General features: G+C 35.1%; 8 protein-coding genes and 2 pseudogenes. 7 read left to right on the top strand and 3 right to left on the bottom strand.

Going from position 1 to position 13,435, the window contains the following annotated elements; translation table 11 throughout:
• Positions 1-319 precede the first annotated feature (319 nt).
• The 4 genes from IV87_RS00410 to IV87_RS00395 all read left to right on the top strand — a co-directional run bounded on the left by IV87_RS00410 (position 320) and on the right by IV87_RS00395 (position 7,168).
• Entirely contained in the window at positions 320-3,322 is a 3,003-nt protein-coding gene (locus IV87_RS00410; RefSeq protein ID WP_057804928.1) for a type I restriction endonuclease subunit R, read from the top strand.
• A gap of 15 nt (positions 3,323-3,337) precedes the next feature.
• The gene (locus tag IV87_RS00405; RefSeq protein ID WP_057804927.1) at positions 3,338-4,924 is read left to right on the top strand and encodes a type I restriction-modification system subunit M; all 1,587 of its coding nucleotides are present in this window, start codon (positions 3,338-3,340) and stop codon (positions 4,922-4,924) included.
• Positions 4,921-6,108, top strand: coding sequence for a restriction endonuclease subunit S (locus tag IV87_RS00400; protein WP_057804926.1), 1,188 nt, complete (start codon positions 4,921-4,923; stop codon positions 6,106-6,108). The genes IV87_RS00405 and IV87_RS00400 overlap by 4 nt, the downstream gene beginning before the upstream one ends.
• A 142-nt stretch (positions 6,109-6,250) precedes the next feature.
• Positions 6,251-7,168, top strand: coding sequence for a site-specific integrase (locus tag IV87_RS00395; RefSeq protein ID WP_057804925.1), 918 nt, complete (start codon positions 6,251-6,253; stop codon positions 7,166-7,168).
• A gap of 15 nt (positions 7,169-7,183) precedes the next feature.
• On the opposite strand, the pseudogene IV87_RS11320 reads toward IV87_RS00395, so the two are convergent.
• Positions 7,184-8,227: pseudogene (locus IV87_RS11320) on the bottom strand (restriction endonuclease subunit S); the annotation flags it as partial.
• A 40-nt stretch (positions 8,228-8,267) separates the two neighbouring features.
• On the opposite strand from IV87_RS11320, the pseudogene IV87_RS00385 reads away from it, so the two are divergent.
• Both IV87_RS00385 and IV87_RS00380 read left to right on the top strand, forming a co-directional pair.
• Positions 8,268-8,780: pseudogene (locus IV87_RS00385) on the top strand (restriction endonuclease subunit S); the annotation flags it as partial.
• Between the two features lie 179 nt (positions 8,781-8,959).
• Positions 8,960-9,865, top strand: a complete 906-nt coding sequence (locus IV87_RS00380; RefSeq protein WP_057804922.1) for a restriction endonuclease — start codon at positions 8,960-8,962, stop codon at positions 9,863-9,865.
• Positions 9,866-9,942: 77 nt separating this feature from the next.
• Here IV87_RS00380 and IV87_RS00375 read toward each other — a convergent pair whose 3' ends face one another.
• A complete protein-coding gene (locus IV87_RS00375) occupies positions 9,943-10,734 on the bottom strand; it encodes a competence protein ComK (protein ID WP_057804921.1) in 792 nt (263 codons plus the stop codon).
• A 279-nt stretch (positions 10,735-11,013) separates the two neighbouring features.
• The gene (locus tag IV87_RS00370) at positions 11,014-11,784 is read right to left on the bottom strand and encodes a MurR/RpiR family transcriptional regulator (protein ID WP_057804920.1); all 771 of its coding nucleotides are present in this window, start codon (positions 11,782-11,784) and stop codon (positions 11,014-11,016) included.
• A 211-nt stretch (positions 11,785-11,995) separates the two neighbouring features.
• Here IV87_RS00370 and IV87_RS00365 point away from each other — a divergent pair, with 211 nt between their 5' ends.
• Entirely contained in the window at positions 11,996-13,429 is a 1,434-nt protein-coding gene (locus tag IV87_RS00365; RefSeq protein WP_057804919.1) for a PTS transporter subunit EIIC, read from the top strand.
• The last annotated feature ends 6 nt before the right edge of the window (positions 13,430-13,435 follow it).

Below are 13,435 nucleotides of genomic sequence, written 5' to 3'. Positions count from 1 at the left end.
ATGATGTTTGGCAAACTTTTTTAATGATAAGTTTGACTGCTTGAATTTCCCTAATATCTCTAGCTTTCATTTTCTGTGTACTTAGATCTAGGCATAGAATGATAATCAAATGAATTATATTACTTTATCTGACAACTATAAGAGAGATATTACAAAACGCTCAAAAGATACCAAGTGAAAAGCTTTGGTATCTTTTTCTTTCTAAATCGTCACAAACCTCACTTTATAATGTAAAATTGATACTATGGTAATTATCGTATTTGAGTAGGTCTATGAACTATAAAAAATCATCTTAAAAACTTTGGAGAGTGTGATAAAAATGTCACTTTATAAAACCAAGGGAGAAATCCCTTTCGAAAATGAATTTATTGAAACACTATGTCACAATGGATGGACGTATCTTCAAGAATTAGATGAAGCTACTCCGCAGCAATTGGAAAACCATTTTAGAGAAATTCTTAATCAAAATAATCGTGAAGTGCTTTCTGGTGTGGATATTACAGACAGAGAAATGCAAGATATTATGCGTTTTATTGAAGGAATGACACCAATTGATGTTAATCGGTTCTTAACTAAGGGCTATGTAGCTGAAATCAATTTAACACGTGAGAATCCTGACTTAGGCAGAATTCAATTGCGTGCTTTTTGGCGTGATGATGTCGCTGGAGGTCAAATGCGCTATGAGGTAATCAAACAGGCAATTCGTCCGGGAATGGAAAATAAGCCAGATGATCCTAACCGCCGCTTTGACGTTACCTTGTTATTTAATGGGATGCCACTGATTCAAGTTGAGGAGAAGAAGGTAGACGTTAGTCTTAAAACTGCCACTAATCAGATTGCTAAATATAAATCAGAACATAAATACGACGGATTATATACTTTAGTTCAAATCTTTGTTGCTCTTAAAGAAGATGCTAGTCGTTATTTTGCTAATCAAAAATCAGCTGATAGTTTTAACGATAAATTCTTCTTTGAATGGTTAGATGCCTCTAACAAGGCTGTTCGTAATTGGAAGCAATTTACAGAAGAATTTTTAATGATTCCGATGGCACATAACATTGTTAGCAATTTCACTCTTGTGAATAGTGAAAACTTAGTTGTGTTACGGCCATATCAGATTCATGCAGTTAAAGCCATTCGTGAGGCCTTTGCACAACATAAAGACGGTTACGTTTGGCATGCAACCGGTTCAGGAAAAACGATGACGGCATACAAAACTGCAACTTTATTACAACGTGATCCTGCCAATCAGGTGATTTTTTTATCTGATCGAAAAGAGTTAGATTCGCAATCCGGCAAGAATTTTGCAATGTTTTCTAGTGGTAGTGACGATAATGTTTTCGAAATCAATAATACCAATGATTTGATTCGACATCTTAAATCAAATAAAACAGGTGTTATTGTGACTACGATTAACAAAATGAAAATTGCAGTTGACCGTCATAATGCACAGATTGCAGCAGGTAAAAAAGGTTTTCTTGATAAAGTGATGCAACGAAGAATGGTGTTCATTGTTGATGAGGCGCATCGTTCGCAATTTGGTGAAATGCAACGCACAATCAAACAAGCTTTTCCAAAGCAAAATTGGTATGGTTTCACTGGGACGCCAATTTTTGAATTTAATAAAACTTCTGAGGATCAGACAACTGAAACTCAATTTGGGCCAGAGTTACATCGTTACAATATTGGAAATGCTTTAAATGATGGTGCAATTCTTAAATTTAATTCTGAGTATGTAAATTTGGCACAGGTTACGGATCAAAATGGTGATGACATTCAGGAACCTGATTTACCTGACTCATTTTATGACGGAGATTCAGAAGAATCAGATCAGTACAGAAATAAGGTAGTTAAATGGATTATCAAAAATTGGCAGAAAAAATCAGAGCATGGTAGCTTTAATGCAATTCTTGCAACGAGCTCAATTCAACAAGCTCAACGTTTTTACGATATTTTCAAAAAGAAATATGAAAATGGTGAATCCAAACTTAAAGTAGCAATTACTTATTCGTTAAATGAAAATGGCGATAACAATCAAAGTCAACGTAACGGCTTGGTAGAAGCCATGAAAGACTACTCTCAGCGATATACAGACAATAACTCGACATTTAATTTGGATAATATTAATGCTTATATTGAAGATGTGGCTAAAAGAGCTGCGCGTATGGAAGGCCAATACCGTCATCTGAAGCCAGAACAATCAATTGATTTAACAATCGTTGTTGCACGGCTTCTCACTGGGTTTGATGCTCAGCGACTAAATACGCTCTATTTAGATAAATTGTTGGAATATCAAGGATTGATTCAAGCATATGCTCGAACTAACCGAATTTTTGATAAAAACAAATCTCAAGGAAACATTGTTATTTTTCGAAGACCAAAACTGATGGAAGAAAGAACTAAAGATGCATTTGAAAAATATGCTGGTGAAGGTTCTTTTAAAAAAGTATTCCGTCCCGATTTTGATCAAATGCAAAATGAATTTCGTGAAGAAGTGTCGGATTTAAGACGTTACGTGCCACAACCAGAGGATGCTAACGATTTACAAGATGAAACTCAGGATGATCAAATAGAGTTTTTGAATCGGTTTAGAAGTCTTGCTAAAAAGTTACAGTATATTGCTTCTTACTCTGAATTTAATTGGAATGAACAAGCTAATGATTATGGCATAACACAAGAAGAATATGGCTATTATCAGGGAGCTTTTGAAAACATTAAAATAGTTGTGACAGCAGCTCAAGAAGATGAAATTGAAGATCCTAAACAACAAGAGTTGCTAAACTTTGACTTTGATGACGTGGTCATCCATGAGTTAGTCATCGATAAGGAGTATGTCCTTACTTTAGCAACGAAGGCCATACGAGCACAGCATGAGTTTATGAAGTCCCAAACTGAAAGAGATCGACAACTGACAGAAGATACACAAAAAGAATTAGAAACTGCCTTAAATAAATACGCTAAATCGGGACATTCAGCAACTGCTGAGCAAATAAAATCTTTTATTAGTGAAACTGATATAATGCAAGGAGACAAAGATTTTGATGCGATTAGCGCCTTTGCAAGTAGACAAAGTCGAGCTAAACAGCGTGCTATTCTTGATTTTTGTGATGAATGGGGACTTGATCCTAATCAGTTGACACGTTTAAACACGGAATATGTTGCAAGCGGTAAGTTTGACCATGAACGTGATCTACGACAAACAGCAGATCGACAAACGGCAGCTGCAAACGGTCATGTTTTTAAAAATGTCTTGCAATATAAGGCGGCAGCGTCAAATGCGTGGGAAACGTTTATTAAAGAAGATTTAACTAAATACTTGTAGAAAAGGAAGTTTACTATGAAGGACAGCAGTCAAACATTAGAGCAATCACTGTGGAATGCGGCTAATGTGTTACGTGGAAAAATGGATGCCAATGAGTATAAAAACTATCTGCTTGGATTAATCTTTTATCGATTCTTAAGTGAGCGAACATTACAAACAGTTATTGCTGAAACTGAAGAAGATGGTGATCCATTAACAGTGTATAAACGTTACTGGACAGATCAGCATGAAGATATTGTTGAAGTCCTATATGATTCACTAGGATTTATTATTAAGCCAGATGAATTATTTGATAGCATGGTTACTCGAATTCAAAATCATCAGTTTCAAGTATCAGATCTAAAGAATGCGCTGTTTAATTTGGAACAATCAGTTAAAGGTCATGAATCAGAAGAAGATTTTGATGGACTATTCTCAGATATTGATCTGGACTCAACACGTTTGGGTAAGAATCCTAGTCAAGTTATGAATGATACAATTATGGCGCTTAAAGATATTAATTTTAATGAAGGACGCGATGTTTTAGGAGATGCGTACGAATATTTAATTAGTGAATTTGCGATGAGTGCTGGTAAAAAGGCCGGTGAGTTCTATACTCCTAGAACAGTTAGTGAAATTATTTCTAAAATTGTGACTATTGGGCATAAAGCTGGTAAAGAACAAATTCGAAGCGTGTATGATCCTGCTTTAGGTTCAGGTTCTCTGTTATTGACCGTTGCAAGTCAAGTTACGGGTGATCTTCATATTAGTTATCATGGACAAGAATTAAATACCACTACCTTTAACTTGGCACGTATGAATCTGATGTTACATGGTGTTCATTATGAAGATATTTATGTTCGTAACGGTGATACGCTCGATGCTGATTGGCCAACTACTGAACCTTACCAATTCGATGCAGTGGTTATGAATCCACCATATTCAGCGCATTGGGACAATAATGAAAAAAGATTGAGCGATCCGCGCTTCCGTGATTATGGGGCCCTAGCTCCTAAGTCGAAGGCGGATTATGCCTTCCTGTTGCATGGCTTATATCATTTAAAGCCTACTGGAACAATGGGAATTGTCTTACCTCATGGTGTGCTTTTCCGAGGAGCTAAGGAGGGTAAGATTCGCCAACAATTAATTGATAAAAATATGATTGATGCGGTGATTGGCTTACCTGCAAACATTTTCTATTCAACTTCGATTCCAACTTTGATTATGATTTTGAAGAAAAACCGAGAAAATAAAGATGTATTGTTTATTGATGCCTCTAATGAATTTTCGAAAGAGAAAAATCAAAACGTACTTACTGAAGACAATATTAATAAAATTGTGGATACCTACAAAGCACGAAAAAACGTGGATAAATATGCACATGTTGCGAATATAGATGAGATAAAAGAAAATGAATATAATCTCAATATTCCACGTTATGTGGATACTTTTGAAGAAGAGCCACCGGTCGATGTAGACAAATTAAGTGCAGAAATGCAAGAAACAGATACTCAAATTTCTAAGCTAGAAACTGATATTAGCGGGATGTTGGACGATTTAGTTGGCCAAAATGCTGACGCTCAACAGCAGCTTACGAAAATTAAGGAGCTGTTCAAAAAATGAGTGAAAAAATACAACCCAAAGTCCGTTTTTCTGGTTTTACTGATGCTTGGGAACAGCGTAAGTTATCTGATATAGTATCGAGACTAAGTAAATCATCAAACAATAGTGAATTGCCTAGGGTGGAATTTGAAGATATTGTTTCTGGAGAAGGTCGCCTTAATAAAGATGTATCTCATAAATTTGATGATAGAAAAGGTATTTTATTTTCCTCACAAAATATTTTATATGGAAAATTGCGTCCTTATTTGAAAAACTGGTTATTAGCTGATTTTAAAGGAATAGCGCTAGGCGATTTTTGGGTGTTTAAATCAATAAATTCTGATCCTAAATTTGTTTATAGTTTAATTCAATCTAATCATTATCAAAAAGTTGCTAATGATACTTCGGGTACAAAAATGCCTAGATCAGATTGGAAAAAAGTTTCATCAACTGAATTTCAAATTCCCAGTTCCCTTGAAGAGCAGAAAAAAATAGGTTCATTATTCAAACAACTCGATAACACCATCGCTCTTCATCAGCGTAAGTTAGCTAAGCTTAAGGAACTTAAACAGGGCTATTTACAGAAATTGTTTCCCCAAAATGGTAGCAAGTTCCCACAATTAAGATTTGCAGGGTTTGCTGACGCTTGGGAACAGTGTAAGTTAGGCAAATTAGGAAGTTTTATACGTAATAGCATTTTTCCACAAAAATTTTCAAATGATGAATTTGTTGAATACAGCATGCCCGCGTTTGATGATAGAAAAAGACCAAAGGCCGTGTCTGGTATCATGATGCAAAGCGGACGACTAAAAATTTCCGGTGAAGTACTTTTGATTAACAAATTAAATGTGCGCCAACGAAGAATTTGGTTAGTTGAGAATGCAAATCATAATGCTGTAGCATCAGGTGAATTTATGCCTTTTATTTCCGATAAGGTAGTGCTTAGCTTTCTGGAACAGCTATTACTTTCGGATCGGACAACTCGTGATTTAGAGTCCATTTCATCCGGTACTTCAAATAGTCAAAAAAGAGTTACCCCATCTGACCTTTTAGGATACAAAATTCAAATTTCGAGTAGTAAGACGGAACAAACTCAAATCGCTACTCTTCTCAAAGATCTTGATAGCCTTATCGCTGCCAATCAACAAAAGTATAATCAACTTAAAAAAGTCAAAAAGTGGTGTATGCAAAATTTGTTTGTCTAAAATTATCAATATATCCGTGATTACGCAGCGGATGAGCGAAAGCAGAAAAAATATTTTTGCATTAAACCTAGTAAATATGTGCATAAATCTGTATGAATAGATAGGGGATTATTTTCCTAAATATTCATATGGAGGTGTCGTTATGACACAAGAACTAAAATTGCACAAATATTTTCACCAATGGATGAAATTATATAAGCTAGATGCGGTACGACCGGTAACTTACCGAAAATATGAGATGACACATAGACAGCTAATTGGACTTGTACCAGATCTAATTATGTCTGACTTGTCACGTTTAACCTACCAACAACTGTTAAACGACTATGCTGAAACACATGAACGTCAAACAGTTATGGATTTTCATCGACACATCAAAAGTGCACTGATAGATGCACTCGAAGAAGGTTTAATTGATCGTGATCCAACACGTAAAGCCATTATTAAAGGTGTTCAACACCGAAAACACAAAATAAAATTTTTGAGCCAGCATGAAGTTCAAGATTTATTAAATATTTTGGTGTTAGACGAAGGTGTTAACTGGGATTATTTCATTCTATTAATTACGAAGACTGGTTTGCGTTTTGCGGAAGCATTGGCAGTCACACCAAAGGATTTTGACTTTGCACATCAATATCTAAATATAAATAAAACCTGGGATTACAAGTCTGTAAAGTCTGGTTTTGCACCAACAAAGAACAAATCATCAGTTCGTAAAGTACAATTAGACTGGCAAACGGTTATACAGTTTTCACAATTAACGAAAAATCTGCCAGAAGACAAACCTATTTTTGTACAATCAAAAGTCTATAACGACACGGTAAATCATTATCTCGAAAGACTGTGTAAAAAAGCTAAAATTCCAGTCATATCAATACATGGATTGCGGCATACACATGCGTCATTATTGTTGTATGCAGGTGTTAGTATTGCGTCGGTGGCAAGACGATTAGGCCATTCAAATATGACAACAACACAACAAACATACTTGCATATTATTCAAGAACTAGAAAACCAAGATAATGATAAAGTGATGAAGCATTTGGCAAGCTTGATATAAGATAATACTAATGAGTCATGGAGGACCACGAATCCATGGCTTTTTTTGCTGTCGTTGATTGGCAGCGATAAGGCTATCTATGGAAATTAACAATTTAGAAATTTCTAATTCTTCTGCTTTCTTGGTACCATGGACTATCAACTTCGATAATGAGTTGGCGTTAATATGACGAATTGTTGTTCCTGTTACATATCTTAGTATTTGCCCTTTATTTTTATTTATTTCATAAGACAAAAATGAGCCAAAGTCTTTTTGAGGAGAAGCAATTAAAATATCTCCACCAGCAAGAATTCCATTAGTTATCACTGACACAACTCTTGCCAAGCCCTTAGGCGTAACATCTGACATTGGAAAAAGCAGATCACCTTCTTTTAAAACCTTGCCAGTATGTGAGTTAGTGAAATGTAACGTCTGACGCATGATTGGTCCAAATTTATATAAGTCAGCATAATGAATAGCTGGAATTCCGTTCTTCTTTGTATTCAAATATTTCTTAGAAAGGCCTTCACCTCTGGACCAATCAACAACATCTCCCAATTTACGCTGTTCCCAAGGGTCAGTGAACCCCCGGAATCGCCATTCTTGGTCAAAAACCTTTTGCATAGCAAGCTTTTTCACTGTTTTTAGTTCTTCTAACTTACTCTGATTGGCAGCGATAAGGCTATCAAGTTTGGCAAAAATTGCTCCAATCTTCTGCTGTTCCGTCTTACAGGGTATGTTAATTTTTAAGGCCTCAATTGTTTTTTTTGATAGACTTGGCACTCCAGTGGATTCATCAAGTTTCTTCCAGTTAACCAATTGACAAAATGAATAAATAAAAAGTAATGCGAAACCAGGATCAGGGATTAAATAAAATAAAGTATCAACGGTCCAAAATGGAGCTTCTAGTAATTGTGGCGAATCAATAGTACCCTTTCTGCCAATTCCCACTCCATTTTGATCGGATAACCACTTATCGACACTTAGCATATATCCTCCTGTGCCATAAACAGGAACAGTACCATGATTTAAGCTCTTATAATCTTTACCTGAATTAACTTTTACAACTGTTTTGAACTTACGCTGTTCCCAAACGTTACCTGAGAATCAAGGATAAAATATTGAACTTTTGTCAAAGTACACTTGGGAACAGCGTAAGTTAGGAGATATAGGAGCAGTATCAATGAATAAGCGAATCTTTAAAGATCAAACGGCTTCCAGTGGGGATATACCTTTTTATAAAATTGGGACTTTTGGAAAAAAAGCAGATTCATATATCCCCAGAAAGTTATTTAATGAATACAGAAAAAAATTTTCTTATCCAGAGATTGGGGATACTTTGATATCTGCATCAGGAAGTATAGGTAGAACTGTCGAATATAAAGGAGAAGAAGCATATTTTCAAGATTCAAATATTGTATGGCTAAAACATTCCGATGAGGTGGAAAATTCTTTCTTAAGACAATTCTACAAAGTAGTAAAGTGGCCGGGTTTAGAAGGAAGCACAATTAAGCGATTATATAATAAAGATATATTAAAAACGCCTATTTGCTTACCAGTTATTCAAGAGCAACGTAAAGTTGGAGAACTTTTAACTAAACTAGATAGCCTTATCGCTGCCAATCAACGACAGCAAAAATCTGATCGATTCACCAGTAATTGGGACACCTCATGATTCATTAGCCATAACTTATGTACTATCATATAAGTGTTATCGAAAGCCTAAGTACTTTTAATGAATTTTTATAAATAGCAAAAATATACAAAAACTATAGTAAAATTAATAGTTGAGTAGAAAATAAAGGAGAAATCATGAAATTCAAAGAAGCCTCACAAAAAGAACGAGAAAGTATGTTGTTTCCTATTATTTTGAAAGCTTTAAAAAAATTGGGTGGGCAATCCAATATTAGTGATTTAAAAAAAGAAATAGCACTTTATTCAGATGATTTAGGGGAATTTATTACATTTGAAAAAATGAGTCGGGGGAATAACTTATACCGTCCATTTGACTATGTATTAAATTTTTCAATAGCCAGTTTAGCGTTTGCTGATTTTTTGTTTCATCCTGAACGTGGAGTTATAGAGCTAACCGAAAAGGGCCGTACATTTAATTTTGATCATCTTGATGTTGAAGAAGATATTCGAAAGTTATCAAACCCTAAATGGGAAGAACGAAAACAGCAAAAGAAAAATCATATAAAAGTCTCAGCTGACGATGTGGAAAATACTGATGTTGAAATTGAAGATGAACCAGAATCAGATTGGAAAGACGAATTAGCAAAATCCCTTGAAGCATTTACACCTGCAAAATTTGAGTTGTTTGCCAGATTGTTGGTTAAAAAAATGGGTGTGGATCTGGATGAAACCTTAGGAACAAAGCTAACGGGTGATGGCGGAATTGATGGGTTTGGTTATTTGACGACAGGTGATTTTCGAACGGCCAGGGTTGCAATTCAAGCCAAACGATGGAATGGTGCAGTATCTTCTCCAGAAATTGATAAGTTTCGAGGCGCAATGGATAAATATAATGCTGAATATGGTATTTTTATTACGACTTCAGATTATACAAAGGATGCTATTCGCGCATCTAGAGTTGGTACGCGTGTCATTACATTGATTAATGGTGATAAGATAGCAGACTTGGTTTCTAAGCTTGGAATACATGCAAAACCGGTTACCACATTTGTTCTGGATAATTTCTATGCTAGTGATAATTAAAATTTGCGTAGTTAAAATTTATTAAATTAAAAATAGCCTATCAAAGTTTTCTCATAAACTTTGATAGGCTATTAATTTTACAACAAAGCTTTGTCCTTCAGTGTGTCATTATAAACATCTTCCATGTCAAGAATGTCAAAGTGATGATCTTCTGGATTCATTGTACGAAAGACCTGATGAGCAATGCGAATAAGAATTTCACGACAATTTTGATACTCTGATCTTGGTGAATCAGGTGACCGTGGAATGCGTGTATCAAGATAATTATCACTTGGCACAATTCTGACTTCAGAATTGAACTGACCAGCAAGGTATCTAGCGAAATCTTGTTGAAAATCATAATATTTACGCACGGTCACAAGTTTGCGATAAAAATCCTTAAAGTCAATTCGAACATTGAGTCGATAACCACCATTGAAAATTAAAAATAAACGATTTTCATCTTTTGGATCTGGGTAAATATCTTTTAAATGGTGAACTGCAATCCAGTTTGTGTACTCCTTGCTTGGTCCACTAGTTGGTGCAAACTGTGTGTTGCCTAACACATAAGGCCAGCTATTGTTAACTGAAAGTTGTCTTCCCATGGCTTGCATTAATAAAAAGTTTGCCTCTTTTGATCGCGCGTATCTATTGATTAGAGCCTTCGTTGTTTTCTTGGTTTTATGAATACCTCGATGGGCATCAAAAACAATACTATTGTACTCTGTACTCCAATGCGAAGTGTCATGGATATAAAAGGTTGTCTCTTCGCAAATGTCTGTCTTATCGATTGTTTGGGCCATATCTGCGATTTGCTCAAATCGGCTAATGGTTCTTCTTTCGATAACTTCCTGCAATTCGTTTAGTTTCTCCAAATGTATCGTATCCACTCAAACACTCTCCTTATATAATTCATAACTATTTACAACAATTTATAACGTTCTTATGAGTATAACAGATTTATGTTTTTTGTGAACCCCGAAGTTTTATATTGAAAGTGCGAAGTATTTAATGATTAGTTGGAGAAATTACAATATTTGCGTTTTAAATTAGAAGTTTATGATAGAGTCGAATTCTAATTAACCATCAACTATATTATTTTACTCGAAAGGTGTTCTTTATAAATAGTTCGAAAACGTATGTCGTAAGAAATGTACATAAATGAACAACTATTTGTCAACGCGTTCAGAATTTTCCGATTTGAATCGTACTGCTAGGAAATCAATCAGTAGATGAAAAAATCCGGAAAAATAAGGTTCCAACTGTGAACTGTTTTGTAAATGAGATAGTGAGTAAACACAATTAGAATGAGTAGATAGCCAACTATCTAAACTATTTGTAAATGAAATAATTGGAGTTTGAATAAGCGTTGGCAACTTAAGAAAGTCCTTGACGACTGAATTCTCACCTGACGATGAGAATATAATTAGTAAATCATCTGAAGTTACACTTTCTGCAATTTGTTTGTTCAAGATACTACCACTGTTTGAAGGCAATAAAACCATGCTAATTCCTAACTGAAGAAACCGTTGTTGAAGATCTCTAGCCTGATACTGTTGATTTAGTCCGGTTGCTAAGATAAAGATTCGTCGCGCACTTTTAAAGTATTGAACAGTCGTTGTAACTGTTGGTTCACTTAGCGTTGCGATCATCTGAGTTACGCCATTTCCAATCATTTTTGAATTCAAGTTTTCTTGAACTTTTTTAGTATTTTCATTCCAAGATAAAAAATACTTAAAGTCGGAAAATCCGTGAAACCCTAACTTTTGTGCAAATCTCAATACTGAAGAAGTTGATACAAATGCTGCCTCTGCAAGGTTGTTAATACTCATAGCACACACTTTTTCTTGATTAACCAACACATATTTAGCAATCTGTTTGTCAACATTAGAAAAATTGGTTTCGTTTTTCTTGATTAATTCTTCGATTGTTTTATTCATTAAATTCACCTCTTATATACACAAGTAACGTTTATGTTCTCAGCATAAACGTTTTTTGTATTGTTGGAAACCATTTCATTGCCAAAGAAATGGTAAAATTCCCAAACAGAAATAATTGTAATAAAAGTGCGAATAAATACCGTATACTATGAATGTGGATTTCTGAAAGCGCTTTTAGAACCGACCACTAACATATTTGGGAGGCAACATTATGAATAATGCAGAAGTGGCAAATAAAATTATTGACCTTTGTGGAGGTAAAGATAATTTTATTAGTGTTGAAAATTGTATGACACGTCTAAGAATTAAGTTTAAAAATAAAGATCTTATTCAAATTGAAGAATTAAAAAGGGTACCTGGAGTTCTCGGAATCAATGATGCTGATACATTTCAAATTGTCGTTGGACCAGGGAAAAGCACCAAAATTCATGAAGCTATTATTGAAATTTTGGGTTGTGAATATGATGCAGGTGCACAAGAAGAAACAAACTCGCAGGATCAAAATCAGTCAATGGATCAAACGATTCAGGAAACAAAAACGAAAGCAAGAAGTCATACCAGTGGCAGGATGAAGGTCTTTTTAACCACCTTATCCAATATCTTTGTTCCAGTTATTCCAGCAATTATTGCTTCTGGTTTTGTGCAAGGTATTAATAACATTATGACTAGTAATGCTACAAACACAGCTATTAGAGAAGGTGTGAAAGCTTCTGGTCAACTAACCAACACACAAGTAGTACTTCAAAGTTGGCACTTACTTCAAGTTAGTACGGTTTTCGGCATCATCGGCACAGCTGTTTTTAGCTTTTTAGCCATTTATGTTGGAGTAACTTCAGCCATTCAATTCAAAACTGATAAATTACTGGGTGGAGCAATTGGTGCCATTACGTTATCAACAGCTTTACCAGTCCTAGGGCTTAAGGCTGGAGAAGGTGGACTGTTTGGAGTTATTTTGGGTGTTTGGATTTTAGCAGAATTTATGAAATTATTTCATAAAATTATTCCTGATATTTTAGATGTTGTTTTAACACCAACCTTTTCCTTACTTCTGACGGCAATTGTGTATTTTCTAACAGTAATGCCAATAATGGGTATTTTGTCAGATGGATTAATTAAAGGCATTTTATTCCTAATTAATGAATCCGGTGTTGTCGGTGGTTTTGTATTGTCAGCATTAGCACCCGCACTCATTTCAACTGGTTTGCATCAAGGATTAACACCAATTAATTTACAACTTATTGCTCAACATGGATCAACACAAATTAATGCATTTCAAATTATGAGTAATGCTGGTTTAGTTGGTGCGGGACTTGCACTTTGGATTATGTCCAAAAATCAACAAGTTAGAAATGTGGCTAAAGCTGCGTTGCCTGCGACATTTTTAGCAGTTGGTGAACCTACATTATTTGGATTAGTTATCCCTTCAGGTTTTGGTTTTATTACCGCATCAATTGGAGCTGGTTTCGGTGGCATGATGGTTAGTTTGCTGGGTGTTAAGTGTTCCGCTCTCGGTGCTGCCGGTATGTCGGCTATTCCATTAATTGCAGATGGTAAATATATTCAGTATTTAATCGCTTATGCTGTAGCATGTGCTGCTGGTTTTATTTTGACGTATGTCGTTGGCAAGATGCGTCATTATGCATAACAAGTT

The organism is Pediococcus ethanolidurans, from assembly GCF_001437405.1.
Classification (GTDB): Bacteria; Bacillota; Bacilli; order Lactobacillales; family Lactobacillaceae; genus Pediococcus; species Pediococcus ethanolidurans.
Note: the sequence above shows the minus strand (reverse complement) of the source record. Positions and strands in the feature narration are given on the sequence as shown.

Bases quoted from the DNA above. Each gene is read 5' to 3' on its own strand.
- IV87_RS00395 (WP_057804925.1), top strand. From the start codon at position 6,251: ATGACACAAGAACTAAAATTGCACAAATATTTTCACCAATGGATGAAA.
- IV87_RS00370 (WP_057804920.1), bottom strand. From the start codon at position 11,784: ATGAATAAAACAATCGAAGAATTAATCAAGAAAAACGAAACCAATTTT.
- IV87_RS00405 (WP_057804927.1), top strand. From the start codon at position 3,338: ATGAAGGACAGCAGTCAAACATTAGAGCAATCACTGTGGAATGCGGCT.
- IV87_RS00410 (WP_057804928.1), top strand. From the start codon at position 320: ATGTCACTTTATAAAACCAAGGGAGAAATCCCTTTCGAAAATGAATTT.
- IV87_RS00365 (WP_057804919.1), top strand. From the start codon at position 11,996: ATGAATAATGCAGAAGTGGCAAATAAAATTATTGACCTTTGTGGAGGT.
- IV87_RS00400 (WP_057804926.1), top strand. From the start codon at position 4,921: ATGAGTGAAAAAATACAACCCAAAGTCCGTTTTTCTGGTTTTACTGAT.
- IV87_RS00380 (WP_057804922.1), top strand. From the start codon at position 8,960: ATGAAATTCAAAGAAGCCTCACAAAAAGAACGAGAAAGTATGTTGTTT.